Source organism: Staphylococcus sp. HMSC070D05 (genome assembly GCF_001815595.1).
GTDB classification, from domain to species: domain Bacteria; phylum Bacillota; class Bacilli; order Staphylococcales; family Staphylococcaceae; genus Staphylococcus; species Staphylococcus hominis.
Window position 1 is genome coordinate 1 of the sequence record NZ_KV821145.1, and the last position, 23376, is coordinate 23376.

22 protein-coding genes and 1 pseudogene are annotated in these 23376 nt (G+C 29.4%); 18 read left to right on the forward strand and 5 right to left on the reverse strand.

Annotated elements, in window-relative coordinates:
* Positions 1-43 precede the first annotated feature (43 nt).
* On the reverse strand, positions 44-901 hold the full coding sequence (locus HMPREF3046_RS07230; protein WP_070718098.1) for a hypothetical protein: 858 nt from the start codon (positions 899-901) through the stop codon (positions 44-46).
* 318 nt (positions 902-1219) lie between these two features.
* Between HMPREF3046_RS07230 and HMPREF3046_RS07235 the strand changes: the two genes are divergently transcribed.
* The gene (locus tag HMPREF3046_RS07235; RefSeq protein WP_070718101.1) at positions 1220-1795 is read left to right on the forward strand and encodes a hypothetical protein; all 576 of its coding nucleotides are present in this window, start codon (positions 1220-1222) and stop codon (positions 1793-1795) included.
* Between the two features lie 50 nt (positions 1796-1845).
* Here the strand turns inward: HMPREF3046_RS07235 and HMPREF3046_RS07240 are convergent, their stop codons facing one another.
* On the reverse strand, positions 1846-3225 hold the full coding sequence (locus HMPREF3046_RS07240; protein ID WP_070718104.1) for an aspartate kinase: 1380 nt from the start codon (positions 3223-3225) through the stop codon (positions 1846-1848).
* A gap of 199 nt (positions 3226-3424) precedes the next feature.
* Between HMPREF3046_RS07240 and HMPREF3046_RS07245 the strand changes: the two genes are divergently transcribed.
* From HMPREF3046_RS07245 to HMPREF3046_RS07260, 4 genes are read left to right on the forward strand one after another with little or no spacing between them, the layout of a single operon-like run.
* Positions 3425-4702 carry a homoserine dehydrogenase gene (locus HMPREF3046_RS07245; protein ID WP_070718106.1) on the forward strand — a complete coding sequence of 426 codons (1278 nt, stop codon included), beginning with the start codon at positions 3425-3427 and terminating at the stop codon, positions 4700-4702.
* Between the two features lie 5 nt (positions 4703-4707).
* Positions 4708-5769 carry a threonine synthase gene (thrC, locus tag HMPREF3046_RS07250; protein ID WP_070718107.1) on the forward strand — a complete coding sequence of 354 codons (1062 nt, stop codon included), beginning with the start codon at positions 4708-4710 and terminating at the stop codon, positions 5767-5769.
* 1 nt (position 5770) lies between these two features.
* Entirely contained in the window at positions 5771-6688 is a 918-nt protein-coding gene (gene thrB, locus HMPREF3046_RS07255; RefSeq protein WP_070718112.1) for a homoserine kinase, read from the forward strand.
* Positions 6689-6738: 50 nt separating this feature from the next.
* Positions 6739-7542, forward strand: a complete 804-nt coding sequence (locus tag HMPREF3046_RS07260; protein ID WP_070718115.1) for a Cof-type HAD-IIB family hydrolase — start codon at positions 6739-6741, stop codon at positions 7540-7542.
* Between the two features lie 81 nt (positions 7543-7623).
* Here the strand turns inward: HMPREF3046_RS07260 and HMPREF3046_RS07265 are convergent, their stop codons facing one another.
* Both HMPREF3046_RS07265 and HMPREF3046_RS07270 read right to left on the reverse strand, forming a co-directional pair.
* Positions 7624-7938 (reverse strand): hypothetical protein, encoded by a 315-nt coding sequence (locus HMPREF3046_RS07265; RefSeq protein WP_070718118.1) that lies wholly within the window; start codon positions 7936-7938, stop codon positions 7624-7626.
* Between the two features lie 136 nt (positions 7939-8074).
* Positions 8075-9523, reverse strand: coding sequence for an amino acid permease (locus tag HMPREF3046_RS07270; RefSeq protein ID WP_070718121.1), 1449 nt, complete (start codon positions 9521-9523; stop codon positions 8075-8077).
* 255 nt (positions 9524-9778) lie between these two features.
* On the opposite strand from HMPREF3046_RS07270, the gene rpmG reads away from it, so the two are divergent.
* The 4 genes from rpmG (at position 9779) to HMPREF3046_RS07290 (ending at position 12580) form a co-directional block, all read left to right on the forward strand.
* Positions 9779-9928, forward strand: a complete 150-nt coding sequence (gene rpmG / locus HMPREF3046_RS07275) for a 50S ribosomal protein L33 (protein WP_001831295.1) — start codon at positions 9779-9781, stop codon at positions 9926-9928.
* 171 nt (positions 9929-10099) lie between these two features.
* Positions 10100-10369 carry a 30S ribosomal protein S14 gene (rpsN, locus tag HMPREF3046_RS07280; RefSeq protein WP_002449108.1) on the forward strand — a complete coding sequence of 90 codons (270 nt, stop codon included), beginning with the start codon at positions 10100-10102 and terminating at the stop codon, positions 10367-10369.
* A 193-nt stretch (positions 10370-10562) separates the two neighbouring features.
* Positions 10563-11540 carry a GMP reductase gene (guaC, locus tag HMPREF3046_RS07285; protein ID WP_070718126.1) on the forward strand — a complete coding sequence of 326 codons (978 nt, stop codon included), beginning with the start codon at positions 10563-10565 and terminating at the stop codon, positions 11538-11540.
* A gap of 14 nt (positions 11541-11554) precedes the next feature.
* A complete protein-coding gene (locus tag HMPREF3046_RS07290) occupies positions 11555-12580 on the forward strand; it encodes a CAP domain-containing protein (protein ID WP_070718129.1) in 1026 nt (341 codons plus the stop codon).
* A gap of 202 nt (positions 12581-12782) precedes the next feature.
* Here the strand turns inward: HMPREF3046_RS07290 and lexA are convergent, their stop codons facing one another.
* Positions 12783-13403 carry a transcriptional repressor LexA gene (lexA, locus tag HMPREF3046_RS07295; RefSeq protein WP_070718131.1) on the reverse strand — a complete coding sequence of 207 codons (621 nt, stop codon included), beginning with the start codon at positions 13401-13403 and terminating at the stop codon, positions 12783-12785.
* Positions 13404-13546: 143 nt separating this feature from the next.
* On the opposite strand from lexA, the gene sosA reads away from it, so the two are divergent.
* The 9 genes and pseudogenes from sosA to HMPREF3046_RS11535 all read left to right on the forward strand — a co-directional run.
* The gene (gene sosA / locus HMPREF3046_RS11625) at positions 13547-13780 is read left to right on the forward strand and encodes a DNA damage-induced cell division inhibitor SosA (protein ID WP_070718136.1); all 234 of its coding nucleotides are present in this window, start codon (positions 13547-13549) and stop codon (positions 13778-13780) included.
* Positions 13781-14164: 384 nt separating this feature from the next.
* Entirely contained in the window at positions 14165-14698 is a 534-nt protein-coding gene (locus HMPREF3046_RS07305) for a GNAT family N-acetyltransferase (RefSeq protein WP_070718138.1), read from the forward strand.
* Positions 14699-14879: 181 nt separating this feature from the next.
* A complete protein-coding gene (locus tag HMPREF3046_RS07310; RefSeq protein ID WP_070718141.1) occupies positions 14880-15119 on the forward strand; it encodes a DUF896 domain-containing protein in 240 nt (79 codons plus the stop codon).
* A gap of 100 nt (positions 15120-15219) precedes the next feature.
* A complete protein-coding gene (gene tkt, locus HMPREF3046_RS07315; protein WP_070718145.1) occupies positions 15220-17208 on the forward strand; it encodes a transketolase in 1989 nt (662 codons plus the stop codon).
* Between the two features lie 229 nt (positions 17209-17437).
* On the forward strand, positions 17438-17680 hold the full coding sequence (locus HMPREF3046_RS07320; RefSeq protein ID WP_037541068.1) for a YneF family protein: 243 nt from the start codon (positions 17438-17440) through the stop codon (positions 17678-17680).
* A 132-nt stretch (positions 17681-17812) separates the two neighbouring features.
* Entirely contained in the window at positions 17813-18280 is a 468-nt protein-coding gene (locus HMPREF3046_RS07325; RefSeq protein ID WP_049418130.1) for a CcdC family protein, read from the forward strand.
* Positions 18281-18439: 159 nt separating this feature from the next.
* Complete coding sequence (gene sbcD / locus HMPREF3046_RS07330; RefSeq protein ID WP_002449112.1) at positions 18440-19564, forward strand: exonuclease subunit SbcD; 1125 nt, start codon at positions 18440-18442, stop codon at positions 19562-19564.
* Between the two features lies 1 nt (position 19565).
* Complete coding sequence (gene sbcC, locus HMPREF3046_RS07335) at positions 19566-22601, forward strand: exonuclease subunit SbcC (protein WP_070718149.1); 3036 nt, start codon at positions 19566-19568, stop codon at positions 22599-22601.
* 310 nt (positions 22602-22911) lie between these two features.
* A pseudogene (locus HMPREF3046_RS11535) lies at positions 22912-23376 on the forward strand (IS5/IS1182 family transposase); the annotation flags it as partial.

Consider the following 23376-nt stretch of genomic DNA (forward strand, 5'->3'; position numbering starts at 1 on the left):
GGCTAATTTGTTAGGAATTATGTCCCACCCTCATACTTATTTTTTAGTTATGAAAGTTTTCAACAATAGTATTAACTTGAGCTTCAGATAGAGGGTGTTTAGATAATTCAATAGCATTATTAATCACAGATTCTAAAGAAGATTTAGTAGATACTGTATCAATATATTTCTCTCTTTCATCGGCACCTTCAATTATATTAACACTACCATCACTAAAATAAATGACACCAATACTTTGAATTTTATGATTAAAATATTTTTCAATGCCATCTTTTAAGGTTTTTGCATTAATAGCAGCTTGTTCATAAGGATCATGTTGATAAAATTCATAGATGACTCGATTGTTTTGAATTTTTTCAACAAAAGTATATATTTCATTACGACTTGAATCGAATTGATTATGATATTGTTTACTAATATAATGACCTACAATTTGTTCTACACTTTGATTATCTCCCTCTAAGTAATCAGAAGTAGGTAAATCAAAGTGATAAAATGTTTTTTGTTTCCAACTTTTAACGTCAATATTAATCAGACCTACGTCAGACACAACTATATAGTCAAATGTTCTTGCATACTCAAACAGTGGATGTTTAGTAGCTAAATTACTAGTCGTAATGATATTATAATATTTTAATTTTCCTGAATCTTTAAAACGGTCTAAGATATCTTGTAATTCACGTTTAGCATTACGTTTTGAATGAGGACTAATCTCGTTATTAGAACTTAATATTTTATTTTTAAGTTCTAAATTTTCTTTACTAAGTAAAGAATTTTTAGAGACCATTTGATTTTTAGCGTAAACTTCAGTATCTATTCTATCCTGCATGTATCTTTGATTGAGTACAAAAGCAAGTATAAGAATAACAATAATAATAATCAGTATAACCGTATGTGTCATATTCTCACCTCCTGTTTAATATTTGTAAATTAGAAGATTAATGATTAAATTAATTTTCTATAGAAATCAATAATTAATTATAAACAAAATATATTTATTGTTCAATAAACAAAAAATGATAATTTAAGTTGAAAAAGAACGTAATAACGGGATATAATTTATTCATTATTATAAATATAAAATTGTATAAAATTTTATCTTCCAACCTAAAGAAGAGTTAGAAGATTTACAAATTTTTCACAAATTAAAAATTGAAAACATTAAATTGTGTCTGTATAATTAACTTATGAAAGCGTTTCCTTTAAGGAGGACAGTTGTATGTCTCATCACCAAAATCATGTAGAAGAACTAGTTGGAATATTAAAAAATCAATGCCGTACAGCATTCAAATTTCACGGTGAAGTTGCTATTCAACTATTTTTAAATGAACTTTTTGAATTACCTTCGAAAGTCGATATTTGTGTAGAAAGAAAACGAATCGTAGAGGTTTTAAAAGTTATTCCTTTAGCTTATACATTTAAATATTATGATATGTCCAATCATAACATGGATAAAGATCATTTAGATATTCCATCTATTTCTCATATAAACGTTGTTACTAATAATAAGGTTATTTTAAGAATTTTTATTTATGATGTTATAAATGAGGAATGGCTATTTAGACTAAACACTAATATCCGACTACCTAAAAATAGTATTTATTTTCATTCATTAACTTGGGATGTTGATTATATCAAACCTGAAATCGTATTAATGTATGATTTACTAGATTATCAACAAAGCAATTCAAATTATAAGTCAGTTTTAGATGCTCTAAGCTATTATCAGTTTGTGATTTTAAAAATGGTAGTGGGAGAACATAAAATTAAAAAAGCACTTACACAAAAAGTTTAATATAAAAAATCTGAGACAAAATAGATGTCTCAGATTTTTTTATGTAATTGTTATTTAGGACATAAATTTTTTAAGCATACACCATGATAGCAATACTCATAAGTTGATAACACAGCTTTATCTGCATGTTCTCTTGAAATACCAAACATCATAGAAATTTCAGAAGCACCCTGATTAATCATTTTTAGATTGATATTGGATTCTGCTAGAGCATGTGTGATTTTGTTAGCAGTTCCGACAGATTGAGCCATTCCTTCACCAACAATCATTAAAATAGCAAGGTCATGGTCAACGCTTAATTCATCTATATCACATTTTTTTCTAATCGTACTCAATACTTCATTCTCTTTGTCTTTAATTTGATTAGAACGCATTATGATACTAATGTTATCAATACCTGATGGCATATGATCGAAAGAGATATGATAGTCTTCTAATATTTCTAAAATTCTTCTTGTAAAACCAATCTGTCTATTCATTAAGTATTTCTTAATATTTATAACTGTGAAATCTTTATCGCAACTAATGCCAATAATTTGATTTTTATTTGTGACTTCACGATTATGGCGAATAAAGGTTCCTTTGTCCTCTGGATGATTTGTGTTTTTAATTACTACGGGTATTCTATGTTTATATAAAGGCTGTAATGCTTCATCGTGAAATACACTAAAGCCGGCATATGATAACTCACGCATTTCTTTATATGTAATTTCTTCAATAAGTTCAGGATTTTTAATTACATTTGGATTTGCCTTAAAAATACCAGATACATCTGTAAAATTTTCATATAATGATGCTTTAATACCACGCGCTATGATTGCACCTGTGATATCCGAACCGCCTCTCGGAAATGTAACAACGTAGTTATGTTTCGAAACACCAAAGAAACCTGGGATAATAATTTTTCCTTCAATTTCTCTTAATTTATAAATTTTATCATAAGCGTCTTCTAAAATTTGTGCTTGTTGTGGTAAGTCAGTTACTAAGATACCAGCATCTTTTGGTGAGAGATACGTTGTTTTAATGCCTTGGGAATCGTTGTATTTAGCGATAAGTTGAGCATTAAAATTTTCACCACATGATAACAATGCATCGTATAAACGATCATGCTTATCGTTCAATTGTTTAATGATTGTTTCAAGTGTTTCATCTATTGTTTCTAAGAGTGTAGATTCCATATTTAATTCTTCTAAAATATCTGCATAACGTTGAATAATCTCTCTTTTTTTATCTTGATAATCCAATTGATTGATTACTTTTTCATATAAACGAATAAGTAAGTCAGTCGTTTTAACATCATTCTTATGTCGTTTACCAGGTGCAGATACAATAATAATTTTTCTGTCTGGGTCATCATTGACGATATTTAGGACTTTTTTAATTTGTGTTGCATTTGAAACAGAACTTCCACCAAACTTAGCAACTTTCATAAAATTTACCAACCTTTCTAAAAAATCAGAAAATTCTATTTAATTTCCTGATACTACATGATAATATATATCTACATATTCACTTTTTCTTTTAAAAGTCCTATTCAACTAATTTGATTTAATAGTATAATAAATTTAAGTGTTTTTCAATAAAACAATTGTACTTCTCAATAATACAAATGGGAGGAAGATAAAAATTATGAAGGAATTAAACATCGCGTTACTGGGGTTAGGAACAGTAGGCTCAGGTGTAGTAAAAATTATTGAAGAAAATCGACAACAAATTAAAGATACTCTAAATAAAGATATTGTTATTAAACATATTTTAGTAAGAGACACTACTAAAAAAAGACCTATTAATATTAGTCAATATCATTTAACAGAAGACATTAATGAAATTTTAAACGATGATGATATAGATATCGTTATAGAAGTAATGGGAGGAATTGAACCAACTGTTGATTGGTTAAGAGAATCTTTAAAAAGAAAAAAACATGTCATTACAGCAAACAAAGATCTACTTGCTGTGCATTTAGAATTACTAGAGAATCTAGCAGAACAACAAGGTGTAGCCTTAAAATTTGAAGCAAGTGTTGCAGGTGGTATTCCTATTGTTAACGCGATTAATAATGGGTTAAATGCTAATAATATCTCTAAGTTCATGGGGATTTTAAATGGTACATCAAATTTTATTCTTTCAAAAATGACAAGAGAACAAACATCATTTGAAGATGCACTTGCTGAAGCACAGAGATTAGGATTTGCTGAAGCAGATCCTACTGATGATGTAGAAGGTATTGATGCAGCTAGAAAAGTAGTGATTACTTCTTATCTATCATTTAATCAAGTAATTAAGTTAAATGATGTAAAAGTAAAAGGTATTAGTAAAATAACGTTATCTGATATTAATATAGCTGACAAATTAGGTTATAAGATTAAATTAATTGGTAAAAGTACATATCATCATAGCGAAGTTAATGCATCCGTTGAACCAACCTTAATACATAAATCACATCAGCTTGCAGCAGTAGAAAATGAATACAACGCAATTTACGTTATTGGAGATGCTGTAGGGGATACAATGTTTTATGGTAAAGGAGCAGGTAGCTTAGCTACTGGTAGTGCAGTAGTGAGTGATTTATTAAATGTAGCACTCTTCTTTGAGTCAAATTTACATACACTTCCACCTCATTTCGAATTAAAAACAAATAAAACTCGAGAATTAATGGATAATGGTGACGCAATTGCTATTGGAGAAAAATTAAATTTCTATGTTGTCATTCATAGTGATGAATCAATTGATAAATTTAAAGATCGACTTAAATCAGATCTACCATTCCATAAATCACTTCAAATAGAACAACGTGATTCTAGTTCTTATGGAGTTGTGATTATCGGATTAGACCAATCACCTGAATCACTACTTATTAAAGCAAATTACAACATTGAAAAAATTTATCCAGTTGAAGGAGTTTAATAATTATGAAAAGATGGCAAGGTTTAGTAGAAGAATTTAAAAATTATTTACCGGTTAATGAAGATACACCTAAACTTACTTTAAATGAAGGACATACACCACTAATTCACTGTGCTAATATATCAGAAATGCTAGATATTGATTTATATATTAAATATGAGGGGGCTAATCCAACCGGTTCTTTTAAAGATCGGGGAATGGTAATGGCTGTAACAAAAGCGAAAGAACAAGGTAAAAAAGTAGTGATTTGTGCTTCAACAGGAAACACTTCTGCTTCAGCAGCAGCCTATGCCGCACGTGCAGGTTTAAAAGCAATTGTAGTGATTCCCGAAGGAAAGATTGCTTTAGGTAAACTTTCACAAGCGGTCATGTATGGCGCAGAAATCGTCTCAATTGAGGGTAATTTCGATGAAGCATTAGAAATCGTTAAAGAGATTGCACAAAATGATAATGACATTGAATTAGTAAATTCTGTTAATCCATTTAGAATAGAAGGACAAAAAACAGGTGCATTTGAAATTGTTGAGCAACTAGAAGAAGCTCCAGACGTTCTATCAATCCCAGTAGGAAATGCAGGAAACATTACTGCTTATTGGAAAGGCTTTAAAGAGTATCATGAGAAAAAAGGAAGTCGACTTCCTCAATTATTTGGTTTTCAAGCAGAAGGAGCCTCACCAATTGTTCAAAATAAAATCATTAAAAATCCTGAAACAATCGCTACAGCAATCCGTATCGGTAATCCGGCAAGTTGGAAAAAAGCAACTGTTGCGTTAGAAGAATCAGATGGTCTCATTAATAGTGTGACTGATGATGAAATTTTAGAAGCATATCAATTAATGACATCTAAAGAAGGGGTATTTAGTGAACCAGCAAGTAATGCTTCAATTGCCGGTTTAATCAAATTACAACGTGCAGGAAAATTGCCGAAAGGTAAAAAAGTAGTAGCAATATTAACTGGTAGTGGTCTAAAAGATCCAGATACTGCTATCTCAATTTTAGATAATCCAATTCAACCGCTTCCAAACAATAAAGAAAGTATTATCAATTATATTAAAGGAACACTTTAATATGAAGCCATCATTTCATCTAAAAATACCTGCATCAACTGCTAACTTAGGAGTAGGATTTGATTCTATTGGTATGGCAATTAATAAATATTTATACCTATATGTTGAGGAAGCGGAAGGAAGCAACTGGGAATTTAGATATTTAAATGAAGAGTTAGAATCATTACCGAATGATAAAAGTAATTATGTTTATAAAGTTGCACAACAAGTAGCTGAAAAATATAATGTGACTTTACCTAATTTAAAAGTATCGATGAGAAGTGAAATTCCATTAGCAAGAGGATTAGGCTCATCTGCATCCGCTTTAGTTGGAGCATTATATATCGCTAACTACTTCGGTAATATTCAATTATCTAAGTATGAATTACTACAACTAGCTACTGAAATAGAAGGACACCCTGATAATGTAGCACCTACAATTTATGGTGGATTACTCGCAGGATATTATAATCCTGAAACCAAAGAGACAAATGTGGCGCATATTGATATACCTGATGTAGATGTGATTCTTACTATCCCAACATATGAACTCAAAACAGAAGACTCACGTAGGGTACTTCCAGATAATTATTCTCATGAGAAAGCAGTTCAAAATAGTTCGATTAGCAATACAATGATTTGTGCATTAATTCAACATAATTATGACCTTGCTGGAAAAATGATGACCCAAGATGGTTTTCATGAACCTTATCGTCAACACTTGATTCCTGAATTTGAAAAAGTAAAAGTACTATCCCAAAAATATGAAGCTTATGCTACAGTGATTAGTGGAGCAGGTCCAACGATATTGACATTGAGTCGTAAAGAAAAAAGTGGAGAACTTGTTAGAACATTAAAATCAGAAATAATAACTTGCGATTCTGAACTTGCAACAATTAATAATGTAGGCGTTATTGAAGAAGTTGTGTATCCTTCATAAAATTATTGTAAAATAGATAAGAGCAAAAATGAAAGGAGAGCAACTAAGACATGAGTAACTATAAAATGATTGTTATGGATATGGATGACACTTTAATGACAAGTGATAATGTAGTTAGTCCTGAAACCAAAGACTATTTAATTCAACTACAAGAAGAAGGATATAAGATTGTTTTAGCCTCTGGAAGACCAACTGAAGGAATGATTCCAGTAGCTAAAGAATTAAAGTTAGATCATTACCAAAGCTATATCATTAGTTATAATGGTGGTAAAACAATTAACGCTAAAACAGAAGAAATTGAAGTAAGTAAAAGTGTAACTAAAGATAATTTTGATAAAATTACAGATTATTGTCGCGAAAAAGGCTTTTTAACATTAACGTATCAAGACGGACAAATTATCTTTGATACAGAACATGAATATCGTAAAATTGAATCAGAATTAACTGGTCTACCTATGAAACAAGTGGATGATATTAAAGCGTATATTCAGTCTGATGTACCTAAAGCAATGGGCGTTGATTATGAAGAAAATATTTCAAAAGCACGTAACGAATTAAATGGAACATTTAATTCTGATATTGATGTGACGACGAGCAAACCTTTCTTCCTGGAATTCATGGCTAAAGACGTTTCTAAAGGTAATGCAATTAAAGCTTTATGCGAAAAGTTAAATATTTCATTATCAGAAGTGATTTGTTTTGGAGATAGTCTCAATGATCAATCGATGTTTAAAGTTGTAGGATATGCTGTAGCAATGGGAAATGCGAGTGAAGAATTAAAAAAAATTGCAGATAAAGTCACATTAGATAATGATTCTAATGGTATACCAGTAGCACTTAAAGAATTGCTATAAAACATTTATATAAATTAAAAGGAAGCGGAATGAATTCGTATTGAATCAAGTTTCGCTTCCTTTTTTTATTATCATAACTAATTATTTAGCAGTGTGTGTCCAGTCATGTTTACCTTTATTTCTTTTTACATGAGCATAGACTTGATCAGCTGCATAATCTAAATTTGTATATACTGTTATTGTATATGCAGATTGGTTATCGCGAAATGGCTCATCTTGAAATACATCTTTTAAATGTGTAAATAAGTTTTCCATTTGATCATGAGTTAGACTAGGATACTCACGCAATGTGCGTTTCAGTAATTGTCCATTTCTTTCTTCTAAAGATTGTACGACAATAACAAAACGTTCATCGCTCTTTATTACGTCATCAAATAAATTTGTTTGACCTACCATACTCAGTCACCTCTAAGTCGTTATCGTTATACTCATTATACAAAATAAACGACTATTAGAAAATATACATATTGTGTTTAGTAATAAAAACAGGAGTAGAATTGTATTTAATTCTACTCCTAAATAAACGATGATATTAATCATGATAATGATGGGCTGTAAGATCCATATGATCTAATTTTACAAATTTAGTTTTACGAATCAATTTATGGACGATAAAGATAATTGCTAAGACGATTAAAGGCATGATATTAACAAAAAAATCACCTATATTACCATTAAATAAATCACCGATAGAATTACCAAGGTATAAGAAAATTAATGTAGCAAATACAATGATAGGACCTAGAGGGAAAAGTGGTGATTTATAAGGCAATAATGTATTAATGTCTTTGCCTTGACGTTTAATACCTCTACGTAAACGTATTTGAGCCCATGCACTTATTGCCCATACAATAATAACTAAAGAGCCAATGATATTTAACAAGCTAAATACTGCATTAGCATAGAAATTAGCTAGAATAATAATTGCTACTACTAAAATGTAAGTAGTGACTAATGAACGCATCGGTAATTTCGTTTTATTATTTAATTTACTTAAAAACTTTGGTGCTTGCTTTTCATCACTCAAAGAGAAAAGCATTCTACTTGTTGTATACATTCCAGAATTCGCTGCAGATAGTAACGATGTAAGAATAACAGCATTAATAATTGATGCTGCAAATGCTATACCGATTCGATCGAAAACTATAGTAAACGGACTTTGAGATACCGATTGATTTTTATTTAATAATAAAGGATCAGTATAAGGAATAATAGCTGCAATGACGACAATAGATAAAACATAAAATAATAAAATTCTCCAAAATACTTGCTTAACAGCCCTTGGCATAGTTTTTTCAGGATTATCAGATTCACCTGCAGTGACAGCTACAACTTCCGTACCACCCACAGAAAATCCTGCTACAAGTAATACTGCTAAGAAACCAGATAAACCACCTACAAAAGGTGCTTCACCTTTGGTATAATTCTCGAATCCATATGTATGTCCACCAAGAATACCAAAAATCATTAATATACCGACAACAATAAATACAATAATTGTGACTACTTTAATTAATGATAACCAAAATTCTGTTTCACCAAATGCTTTAACAGTAAAGATATTTAATAGGAATATAATCGTTATAAAAATTAAACTCCATACCAGAGGACTAAAAATTTTAAATACATCCCAATAAAATAAAACATTAGAAGCTACCATTACATCAACGCTTGATACTAAAGACCATAAAATGTAATACAACCATCCCATTGTAAAACCGATAGATGGATCAATAAAACGGGTAGCATATGAACTAAACGAACCAGATACAGGATAAAATGTAGCAAGTTCTCCAATAGACGACATTAAAAAGTAAAGCATGATTCCTATCAATAAATAAGCTAAAATAGCTCCTCCAGGTCCTGCCTGAGAAACGACACTACCTGTAGCAACAAAAAGTCCAGTGCCTATTGCGCCTCCGATAGCAATCATAGATATGTGTCTTGACTTAAGGCCGCGTTTCATATTGTTATCTTCCATATAATATCTCCTAAATTAAAATTTAAAATATACAAATCATTTTAATCGTTTTAGTTCAAGTATTCAATAACTTTTGAACAAGTTGTGTTAAAAATTTTAAATTTTCTGATTTTTTAAAAGCGTTTAGTTTTTGTTATGTAGAAAGAAACTGAGTAAATTAAAAGAAATTTATTGCGTAAAAATAAAGGGTATGGTAGAATTTTAAATCGTAAGAATTCCTAATTAAATTATATATAACAAGAAAGGATGTTATTGATGCGCGTTAATATAACTTTAGCTTGCACTGAATGTGGCGATCGTAATTATATTACAACAAAAAATAAACGTAATAACCCTGAGCGTATTGAAATGAAAAAATATTGCCCAAGATTAAATAAATACACGCTACACCGTGAAACTAAATAATTCCTTATCTTTTAAATACGACAAAAAGATAAACTATTATAGACTCATACATGTTTAAGATGAATAACATGTATGAGTCATTTAATTTTAAAATAAATGTCTTTGTAATTTTTCTAAAGTATGTTAAGATATAAAACGTAATTATTACGATTTATAAAAAGGAGATAATATATGGCTAAAAAATCTAAAATAGCTAAAGAATTAAAAAGAGAAAAATTAGTAAATCAATATTATGAATTACGTAAAGAACTGAAAGAAAAAGGTGATTATAAAGCATTAAAAAAATTACCAAGAGACTCATCTCCAACTCGTTTAACAAGAAGATGTAAAGTTACAGGACGCCCTAGAGGTGTAATGAGAAAATTTGAAATGTCTAGAATTGCATTTCGAGAACATGCTCATAAAGGTCAAATTCCTGGTGTGAAAAAATCTAGTTGGTAACTGAAACTAATACTTTAGTCCATTTACATTGTATTTAAAAAATTGTAAAGTATATAAGGATATAAATAATAAGAGCGAGAAAAAGTGATTTCTCGCTCTAAATTACGTTATAAATGATATTGTAAAGAGTCAGATATTTTATTTATGTCTACAGTGTCTTTTAAATTTAAAATGTATAGGGGAAATTTAAAGTATGAAAATTTTTGATTATGAAGATATTCAATTAATTCCAAATAAATGTATTGTTAATAGTAGATCTGAATGTGATACGACTGTACAATTTGGACCAAAAACTTTTAAGTTACCAGTGGTTCCAGCTAATATGCAAACAGTAATGAATGAATCTTTAGCGGAATGGTTTGCAGAAAATGATTATTTTTATATTATGCATCGCTTTAATGAAGTAGGTCGCATACCTTTTATTAAAAAAATGCAAAATAAAGGACTTTTTGCTTCTATTTCAGTGGGGGTGAAGGAAACTGAATTTGAATTTATAGAAAAATTAAAAACTGAGCACTTAATACCTGAATATATTACAATTGATATTGCTCATGGTCATGCTAATTCGGTTATTAATATGATTAAACATATTAAAAAACATATTCCTCAATCATTTGTTATTGCTGGTAATGTAGGAACGCCTGAGGGAGTAAGAGAGTTAGAAAATGCTGGCGCAGATGCTACTAAAGTTGGTATAGGGCCAGGACGAGTGTGTATTACTAAAATTAAAACTGGATTCGGTACAGGAGGATGGCAATTAGCTGCATTAAACATTTGTAGTAAAGCTGCACGTAAACCAATTATTGCCGATGGAGGTATTAGAACACATGGTGATATTGCGAAATCTATTCGTTTTGGAGCCACTATGGTTATGATTGGTTCATTATTTGCAGCGCATGCAGAATCTCCTGGCGAAACAGTTGAGTTAGAGGGTAAACGTTATAAAGAATATTTTGGTAGTGCTTCTGAATTCCAAAAAGGGGAACATAAGAATGTTGAAGGGAAGAAAATGTTTGTGGAACATAAAGGTTCATTAAAAGATACCTTAGTTGAAATGCAACAAGATCTTCAAAGCTCAATTTCCTATGCTGGCGGTAAAGATTTAAAATCACTAACTACTGTTGACTATGTTATTGTAAGAAACTCAATTTTTAATGGTGATAGAGATTAATATATGTTTAGTAGGTGAATATTATTAAAAAGTTCCTTTTATTTACTGCAATATTTTTGTTATTTATCATTATAAAACCTATCGAAGAAAACCAGTTTTTTATTAATTTGCAAAATAACGTAAGAGATAAAGTAGAAGTTTTATTAAATGAAGATACAAGTTTTAAAAATAATGTACTTAAAGTTCCAAAAAAACAAGAATTCGCAGTTAATAATATTCAATTAAATATGTCTCAAAAGGAAGTAGAAAATAAAATAGGGCGACCAAAAAGAGTGACGTCAAATGAATATGGTACAAAATGGTACACTTATTACAATGATGATTATCAAAATTTTTTAATGGTAAGTTACATTAATAATAAAGTTAATGCTTTATTTAGTAATCAAAATATTATAACTTCTAAATCTAAAATTAAATATAATACCCCTAAAAAAGTGGTTGAACAACGTCTTGGTAAACCAGTAGATAAAATTGCAAAAGGACGTTACCGTTTTGTTGTAAAAAATAATGAATATGATGTTTTTTATAAAGATCACATTTATACAACTGCATTTTACGATAAACATAATAAAAATAACTTAACAGGGTTATTGCAAGTGAGTGAATCAATGGAAAACCGATTACAAAAGCAATATGGCGCACCATCTACAACGCTAGAAAAAAGCTTTGAATATCAAAATTTTGATTTAGTTAATGCAGAAAGAAAACAACACGGATTAAATACATTGGATTATTCTAAAAAAATATCTAATACTGCAAGAAAACATAGTGAAGATATGGTTAAAAATAATTATTTTGATCATACTGATTTAAATGGTCATTCACCTTTCGATAGAATGAAACGTGATGGTATTCAATTTAATACTGCCGCCGAAAATTTAGCTTATGGTCAACAAAGTAGTATTTATGCTCACGAAGGACTTATGAATTCTCTAGGACACCGGGAAAATATTTTAAATACGCACGTTAATACATTAGGTGTAGGTGTAGATTTTAATAATCATCGACAACCATTTTGGACAGAAAACTATGCTGGATAATGTTTGATTTAAAGTATATAGGGGTATGTTCTTTTTGCAAGGAAGTTGATATGATGCCTACAAAGAAAAATAAAAAAAAGATATACTTGATAAAGTAAAAGAGATTTTAAATAAAAAATAAAACTAGAAGCGTCTATGCGCTTCTAGTTTTTTGTATATTAAACATATATAAGAGACTTTAACGTAACGAACAAGATATAAACTACAATTCTCTATATAGACCAATGACTTTACCAATAACTGTTACATGATCTAAATATATGGGACTCATAGCACTATTTTCTGGTTGTAAGCGATATCGATTTTTTTCTTTGAAAAAGCGTTTTACAGTAGCTTCATCATCTTCAGTCATTGCTACGATTATATCTCCATTTTCAGCAATAGTTTGGCTTCTTACAATTACTTTATCTCCGTCTAAAATACCCGCTTCAATCATACTTTCACCGATAACATTTAAAATAAACACATCACTATTGTGTGTAGACGTTAAATGTTCAGGTAATGGAAAGTATTCTTCTATATTTTCAACTGCGGTAATCGGAACTCCTGCTGTAACTTTACCGATAACAGGAACATAGATAGTTTCTTCTCTAGTCATATCATTATTTTGGTCATTCACGATTTCAATTGCTCTAGGTTTAGTAGGATCTCTTCTAATATATCCTTTTTCTTCTAATCTAGATAAATGACCATGCACAGTTGAACTTGAGGCAAGACCAACAGCTTCACCAATCTCTCTTACACTTGGTGGATAACCTTTTATTTGAACAACATGTTTAATATAATCATAAATCTCACTTTGTCTTTTAGTTAACTCTCTCATATATAGGCACTCCCTAAGTTTATTTTAATATAGTATAGCATTTTTTGATTTTTTAAACAAACATTTGTTCGTAATTCTATTGACTAGGAACACTAGTTCTGTTAAGGTATTTATACAAACAAATGTTCTAGGAGTGAAAATAAATGCTTAGTAATCATACTAGTCATATCATTAAAAATATAATTGTCCTAGTAGTATCTTGCATCGTTTTTTTGGTGTTTTTTACTAACTTATATCAGAACGCTCATACGGAACACATGTACGAAATTACCGATCATACGATCCCTAAAAAAGCGATGTTAAACGATGATTATAAGAACGATATACCCAATAATACAGAACAAACAGACTATAAAGTGTTCGCATTAGTTAAATAAAGTTTGAGGAATGGTCAGTTTTTTGTTTTTAATCAGTATTATAAAATTAAAATATATGAAAAGACCGTGGATTTTAGTAAAATCTGCGGTCTTTTATTATGATATTATACTTACATACTTTAGATGATGTCTTAGCATTCTAATAACTTTGAATTTACAATGATTAGCTAATCAGTATGTAAACTAAAAATAATATTAGAATAGCTTATTTTTTTATTATAAAGATCAAGTCAATATTTAAATGGAGTATGGTGGACATGTTAAAATAATATAAAGTAGATTATATGACTATGAATGAATAATCTTTAGCTTTTATAAAAAATGATTTGAATAGTTCATGTTAATACTATTTAGTCATTAAATTTAAAATGATAAGGTAAGATAGTGAATTTTATAATTAGAAAGGAAACAAAAGAAGATTATCAGTTTACTGAGCAAGTTGTAAAAAAAGCATTTGAAAAGGAACTATACAGTGATCAAAATGAACATAGTTTAGTTTCAAATTTGAGAAATTCAGATTCATTTATTCCTGATTTATCATTAGTGGCACTATATAATGGAAAAATCATAGGTCATATATTGTTGTCTAAAATTTTTATTATCAATAATGAAAACAAAAAAGCATCATTAGCTTTGGCGCCTGTGTCTGTTTTTCCGGAGTATCAAAATAGAGGTGTAGGTAAACGTTTAATATCAACTGCTTTAAATAAAGCAAAGTCGTTAAATTTTGAATCAGTCATTGTAATGAGACATTCAAATTATTATCCTAAATTTGGATTTGAAAAAGCATCTAAATGGGGTCTTAAAGCTCCGTTTGAAGTGCCAGATGAGTTTTTAATGGCTATTGAATTAAAAGAAAATGCATTAAAAATAGAGTCAGGTATAATTGAATATCCAGATGTATTTTTTAATCACTAGAAATAATAATAAGGTGAAAAGAAGTTAAAAATTTTAAGAAATGGGAATATAAACTATTATATTAAAAATACTTTATTTTAGAATGAGAGCAATGATTCATAATTGAAATCTTCATCTCTTATTTAGTTTTATTTAATAAGGTAATTGATATTAATAAATTTAAAATAGGAAGAGTGATTACATGTCTGAAAATAACTTGAATATAGATAGAATTAATGAATTAGCTAAGAAGAAAAAAGAGCAAGGTTTAACAGAAGCTGAAGCAAAAGAGCAATCTAAATTACGTAAACAATATTTAGATTCTTTTAGAAAAGGTTTCAAACAACAAATTGAAAGCACAAAAGTTATTGATCCAGAAGGTAATGATGTAACGCCTGAAAAACTTAAAAAAATTCAAGAAAGTAAAAAGAATGATCAATAGTTAATAACATTTTGATCATTAAGATTATAATCTTATCATTTACTATATTTTTAAGTTATAATATAAAAAGATGATTAATTCTAGAAGGGAAGTATGTAAGATGTTTAATGAAAAAGACCAATTAGCTATTGATACTATACGTGCATTAAGTATCGACGCAATTGAAGAAGCAAATTCTGGTCATCCTGGTCTGCCTATGGGAGCTGCACCAATGGCCTACACGCTTTGGACTCGCCACTTAAACTTTAATCCACAATCTAAAGACTACTTTAACAGAGATAGATTTATATTATCTGCAGGTCATGGTTCTGCTTTACTATATAGTTTATTACATGTCTCTGGAAGCTTAGAATTAGAAGAATTAAAGCAGTTCAGACAATGGGGTTCTAAAACACCCGGACATCCTGAGTTTCGACATACAGATGGTGTTGAAGTTACAACAGGTCCATTAGGACAAGGATTTGCTATGTCTGTGGGGATGGCTTTAGCTGAAACTCATTTAGGTGGTAAATTTAATAAAGGTGATATTAACATTGTAGATCATTATACTTACGTGTTGGCTTCAGATGGAGATTTAATGGAAGGTATTTCTCATGAAGCAGCTTCATTTGCTGGCCATAATCAATTAGATAAACTTATTGTATTATACGATTCAAATGATATTTCACTTGATGGTGAACTTAACAAATCTTTCTCAGAAGATGTAAAACAACGTTTTGAAAGTTATGGATGGAATCATATTTTAGTAAAAGATGGCAACAATTTAGAAGAAATTGATAATGCTATTACTAAAGCTAAACAGCAAAATGGTCCTACGTTAATTGAAGTTAAAACAATTATTGGTTACGGCGCGCCAAACGTTAGCGGTACAAATGGTGTTCACGGAGCTCCACTTGGTACTGATGAAAGAAAACTTACATTGGAAGCATATGGATTAGATCCAGAAAAACGTTTCAATGTTCCAGAAGAAGTATATGAAATCTTCCAAACAACAATGCTAAAACGTGCAAATGATCATGAAGATGAGTGGAAAGAAAAATTAGAAACATATACAGAAAAATATCCAGAGTTAGCTGAAGAATTTAAATTGGCAATCAGTGGTAAATTACCTGAAAATTATAAGGATGAATTACCAAAATTCAGTAGTGATCATAATGCAGCTACTCGTGCAGATTCTGGAGAAATCATTCAAGCAATTAGTAAATCTGTTCCTTCATTCTTTGGTGGTTCTGCAGATTTGGCAGGATCTAATAAATCAAATGTTAAAGAAGCTACAGATTACAATCCTAATACTCCAGAAGGTAAAAATGTTTGGTTTGGTGTAAGAGAATTTGCTATGGGTGCTGCAGTAAACGGTATGGCAGCACATGGAGGTTTACATCCTTATGGTGCTACATTCTTCGTATTTAGCGATTACTTAAAACCAGCATTACGCTTATCTGCAATTATGGGATTGAATGCAACATTTATCTTTACACATGATTCAATTGCTGTAGGTGAAGATGGTCCAACTCACGAACCTATTGAACAGTTAGCAGGTTTAAGAGCTATTCCCAATATGAACGTCATTCGTCCAGCAGACGGTAATGAAACAAGAGTAGCATGGGAAGTTGCATTAGAATCTAAACAAACACCAACATCTCTAGTTTTAACTCGTCAAAATCTTCCTTATTTAGATGTAGATGAAGAAACGGTTGAAGAAGGCGTACGAAAAGGTGCATATGTTGTATTTGAAACTGAAACTAAACCTGAATATCTATTGTTAGCAACTGGCTCAGAAGTAAGTTTAGCAATTGAAGCAGCTAAAGATTTAGATAAACAAGGTAAAGGTGTAAGAGTAGTTTCTATGCCAAACTGGTTCGCTTTTGAGCAACAATCAGACGAGTATAAAGAATCAGTTATTCCAAAAGAATTAACTAAACGTGTTGCAATTGAAATGGCTTCACCACTCGGTTGGTATAAATATGTAGGCACTGAAGGTAAAGTCATTGGAATCGATGGTTTTGGTGCAAGTGCACCAGGAGACTTAGTGGTTGAAAAATATGGCTTTACTAAAGAAAATATTTTAAATCAAATTCGCACTTTTTAATATTATGATTTAGTCAACATAGAGAGCGGGAAATGAATTCAAAATGAGTTCTTGCCTGCTCTTTTTTATTTTGTGAAGAGCACTTTATATGAAGTGATTTATAATTATTAGTATTCGTGCTAAACAGTTTGTTAATATAAACGTTAAGTGGTGTTATTCTATAACTAACTCTTGAAATCAAGATAGTTATTTAGTAAAATTCAGTAGGATATAGAAAGTGGGTGAAACAATGGCAACTTGGTTAGCAATTTTATTAATCATTGTAGCACTTATCATCGGACTAGTTGGTGGTTTCTTCTTAGCAAGAAAATATATGATGGACTATTTGAAAAAAAACCCACCTATCAATGAAGAAATGTTACGTATGATGATGATGCAAATGGGACAAAAACCGTCTCAAAAGAAAATCAATCAAATGATGACGATGATGAACAAAAACATGGATCAAAACATGAAGAGTTCAAAAAAATAATAGTTATTAAAGGATTGTATGCCATAAGGGTTTACAATCCTTTATTTTTGGTGTAAAACATGTTTAGTTGGAGTATTTAAGAATTATAATAGTATTAAAATTTTAGTTATGTGAATATAAGAAGGTGTAAATTTGGCATATTTAGTTTTTTCCATAGTATTTGCATTGTTTATGGGGATTGTTGTCATAGTTATTCGTATGAAAGCACAAAAGTTCCCTGTAAATGAAAAGAAAATTATTTTACCTCCTATCTTTATGTCAACAGGTGCTTTGATGTATGTCATTCCATATTTTAGATTAACTGGGGCTGAAATTTTAGAATCTATCATTTTAGGTGTGATATTTTCATCTGTACTTATCTGGACAAGTCACTTTGAAGTTCAAGGCACTGAGGTATATATGAAACGATCAAAAGCGTTTCCAATCATTTTAATTTCGCTTTTAATTATTAGAACAATCATAAAAATATTTATTAGTAGCTCTATTGATCCAGGAGAAATCGGAGGCATGTTCTTTTTATTGGCATTTAGTATGATTGTTCCTTGGCGTTTAGCTATGTTATATAAATATAAAAACGTTAAAAAATCTTTAGTCTCATAATAGAGATTAATATGATTACCTTATCTAAAATTAAATAAAATATTATTATTTTGATATTAAATTGAATTGAAGTTTAGAGCGAGTATGTGAGTTCATTGAGAATTCAATCTCGCTCTTTTTTAAATAAATTATAAATCTTTAAAAAGTAAGGGGAATGTTATGAAAATTATACATACTGGAGATTGGCATTTAGGGAAGATACTTAACGGAAAACAATTTCTTGAAGACCAATCATTTATTTTAGAACAATTTATTCAATGTTTAAAAGATGAAAAACCTGATGTAGTTGTGATTTCTGGGGATATTTATGATACAACTTATCCGAGTAAAGAAACCATTTATCTTTTTGAAAATGCTATTCATACGATTAATATAGATATGAATATCCCCATGATTATTTCTAATGGTAATCACGACGGTAAAGAACGATTGAATTACGGTGCTTCATGGTTTGAACATTCCAAACTCTTTATTCGTACAAAATTAAAACATATGAATCAGCCTATCGTATTTAATGATGTACATTTCTATGTACTTCCATTTGCTACTATTAGTGAAGTAAAAGAATTTTTTAAAGATGCTTCTATTCAAACGTATCAACAAGCAACAGAAAAATGTATTAATTATATAGTAGAAAATTTGAATAAAGAGAAAATAAATATTTTAATTGGTCACTTAACGATAAATGGGGGAAAAACATCAGATTCAGAAAGACCTTTAACAATTGGGACTGTTGAAAGTGTTACTAAATCGTGTTTTAACGTATTTGATAAAGTGTTATTAGGACATTTACATCATCCATTTAGTATTAAAGATGACATTATTGATTATTCTGGTTCACTGTTACAATATTCATTTTCAGAAATAAACCAGCCTAAGGGATATAAACGTTTGGTGATTAAAGATAAAAATGAAATATCAACATCATTTGTGCAACTTAAACCTTTAAGAGAGCTTGAAGTGGTTGAGGGCGAGTATGATGAAGTGATTCAAGGACATATTCAACCTAAAAATAAAGATAATTATATACATTTCAAACTTAAAAATATGTCGTATATTAGTGATCCAATGATTCATTTAAAACAACTATTCCCTAATACTCTTGCGCTTAGCAATATTACTTTTGAAAATGAGGGACCTTTACATCAGACACAAATACAACAACAAGACGACCAAACTATTATTAAGCAATTTTATAAGATGATTACAGATAATGAGATGACAAAATACCAGGAAGAAAAAATAAATAATTTAATCACTTTGGTATCGAATAAGGAGGTCTAAAATGAAACCAATAAAATTAACGTTACATAATTTTGGCCCATTCTTACATGAAATGATTGATTTTACTCAAATTAAAAATGATCAACTTTTTTTAATTAGTGGTAAAACTGGTTCGGGAAAAACCATGATATTTGATGCAATTGTATTTTCGTTATTTGGAAAAGCTTCTACAGAAGGCAGAAGTGAAGCGGGATTAAGAAGTCATTTTGCAGAGGCAAAATCTCCTATGTGGGTTGAATATGAATTTCAACTTAATGAAAAATATTTCAAAATTATTCGTCAAGGCGCTTTTACTAAAGAAGGAAACACTAGTCAAACACCAGGAAAACTAGATGTGTATGAATATGATTCTAAAAGTGAAACATATGAATTAAGAGAAAGTAAAATCAGCGCTGGAAATCAATATATTAAATCATTACTAGGAGTTAATGCTGAACAATTTAGACAGTTATTTATTCTTCCACAAGGTGAATTCAAAAAATTTTTAGTATCCAATAGTACAGATAAACAGGGGATATTAAGAACTTTATTTAATAGTATACGTTTTGAAGAAATTCAAAAACTTCTTCAAAGTGAAGTGAAAGAAGAGAAAAAACAAATTGAAAAAAGATACAATCAAATAAAATTACTATGGGAAGATATCGAAGCATTTGATGATGAGCAATTAATTCAATTTAAACAAATTCATCACATGAAAACTCAAGAATTAATACAGACTATTCCCGATTTTAGAGCAATAGGTCATCAAATCGAAGAAAAAAGACTGCATCTAAAAAATGAGCAAAACGAACAATTGCTTTCTATAACAAAACGTATTGATTTAAATAAAACGTTAGAACAACAACTGAGTGAACTGAAAGAATATCATCAATTAAAACATCAGTTAGATGAACAAATGGATGACATAAATGCATTAAAAGTAAAATTAAATCGATTAAATGATGCTGGCATGCTGTTTAATTTATATGATCAACAACACTTTAAAGAAGAAAAACATCAAACAATAAAAAACAAAATAATAGAAACTGAAAATAAAATATCGCAATTAAATAATAAAATAAACATGCTTGAAAAAGAACGTAAACAATTAGACAAGATGAGTGACTCATATCATTTAAAAAGTGAGCGTTTAGAACAATCGAAGCCCTTTTATAATTATTTGAATAAATATCAACAAGCATTTAAAGAGCAAGAACATATTATTCACAGTTATAATGAAATGATGAAAGAGCAAGAGCAGTTAATTAATAAAGAACATAAAATGAGTAAATCTATTGATATCTATAAAGTGGATAATAAAGCTATTGATGAGCTGACTGAACAAATATATCAATTACAAAAACAATTAGATGAACAACAGAATTTAAAAGATAAGTATGAAAAGCAAGTTTCCCTAAAACGACAATATCATCAACATTCAAAAGAGGTACAAAATTTAAAAAATGACATCGATACACTTAATCAACAGTTAGGAATCATTGATAAACGTAATATTGATTTAAATGATAAACAAACCTTTATTATTGAAATACAGTCAGCGTTACGTATTGGTGATACATGTCCAATATGTGGAAATGAAATTGAATCTTTAAATCAGCATATTGATTTCGAAACTATTAATCAAAATCATCAATTACTTGATAAACTTTCTAATGAAATGAATGAAAAAAAACAGCATTTAAGTAAAAGTGAAGCGACGTGTGAATTACTCTCTCAAAGCATATCAGATTTAGGAGAGATAGAGTATAAATCGATTAATTTAGACCAAATCAAAGAAAAGTTACAAAGTGCAAAGTCTGAAAAAATACAATTACAACAACAATTAGAAGAGTTAGATAAATTACAACAAAAATTTCATACGTTACAGCAAGAGAAGCATCAGCAGGAACTTAAATTAGAGAAATTAGCTTCTCAAAAACGTCAGAATCAGACTTTAATTCAAGATTTTAAAATAAGTACAGGATATTCAAGTATTGAAACTTTTAAAGATTATTACTTAAGTCTTCGAAAAGAGATTGATGAATATCATCAACATGTTGATGATACTAATAAAAATATACAATCATATCAAAATGCGCTAGCTTTAGAAAATAATAGTGGTGATAATTATTTAGCTACGAGTAAAGAACTACAAAAAGAATTAGATTATTTTACAACAACTATCCGAAAAGAAATGAAACGATTAGGTTTAGAAAATGAAGATGAAATAAAAAAATTAAAGCATGAACTTCAAGATAAAGAATATATTGAAAAAAGAATTAATCACTTCGATAAGGAACAACATAAATATAACGTTGAAATAGAACGATTAACACGCCTTACAAGTGAAAAAGAACTTGAAGATATATCTAATCTTGAAATGCAAAAAGAACATATCGGAAAAAAATATAATCAGTATGTTAATGATGTTGTATCAATACAATATAAAATTAAGAAGAATGATGAAAAATTTGCAAAAATAGAAAAACATATTCACTATTTAGATGAAGAGTTAAAAGAGCAGCAACAAATTTTTAATTTATCTGAGGTTTTATCAGGAAAGAATCATCAAAAATTATCGCTTGAAAACTATGTATTAATTTATTATTTAGAAAGAATTATACATCAAGCAAATATTAGATTAGATATAATGAGCGGACGAAGATACCAACTTAAACGAAGAGAATCAATATCACAAGGATATAGTGGATTAGAAATCGATGTATTTGATTTATATTCTAATAAAGCAAGACATATTAGTTCATTATCAGGGGGAGAAACGTTTCAAGCATCACTAGCTCTAGCATTAGGATTAAGTGAAGTCGTACAACAAGAATCTGGAGGTATTACGTTAGAATCAATGTTTATCGATGAAGGATTCGGCACACTTGATCAAGAAACTTTAGAAACATCTCTTGATACATTATTAAATTTAAAAACATCTGGACGGATGGTAGGAATTATCTCTCATGTGAGTGAATTAAAACAACGAATTCCATTAATACTTGAAGTAAATACAAATCAGTATCAAAGTTACACAAAATTTAAATGGAAATAACAAAACACGAGGTTGGGACATAGTCCTAGCAAAATAGTCAGTAAATGAGTTTATTATAAATTCATTTACTGGCTTCTTTATTTACAACACTACGTATGGTTGATTCACTTTCTTAGAGAACAGCTTCAACCTGTAGCTTGTCCTGTTCCCTCAAGCATCTCGCCGCTTATATGTAATTTTAAATTAAAATTAAAATACTTTTAAAAAATAAGGGCCTTCGTATAATTTAATAAATACCAATTAACCAAATTAATGAGGTGCATTATGTGTAAATAATATAATATGACTTAACTTACGCTACCAATGGAAACTTCAGTACATGTGGCTATCACAAAATTAAAAACCTTCTTATAAAACGATGGATCGATTTAGAGGTATTCCAAATGTAGATGCTTTATTAGATTCATTATTTATTCAATGTCATAGTCAGTATTTGAAACAAAATTTTATAGATGATCAGGCTATTTTTATTGATAGTACGAAAGTTGAGGCGAATACCAATCGATATACCTTTGTATGGAAAAAGTCTTCAAAACTATGAGTCAAGGATGAATGCAGATTCTAAAGCACTCTATCATGAATAGGTGACAAATAAAATCATACCTGAGATTAAAAAAGATCACGATAATGACTTAACAAAAGAAGAAATAGATTTGATCGGTAGTCATTTAGATAAAGAAATCGAAGATTTAAACCAACATATCGATAATGAAAAATGGACTAAAATAAGAAAACAGATACGTCTCAAAAGAACTAAAATTAAACAATACAAAAA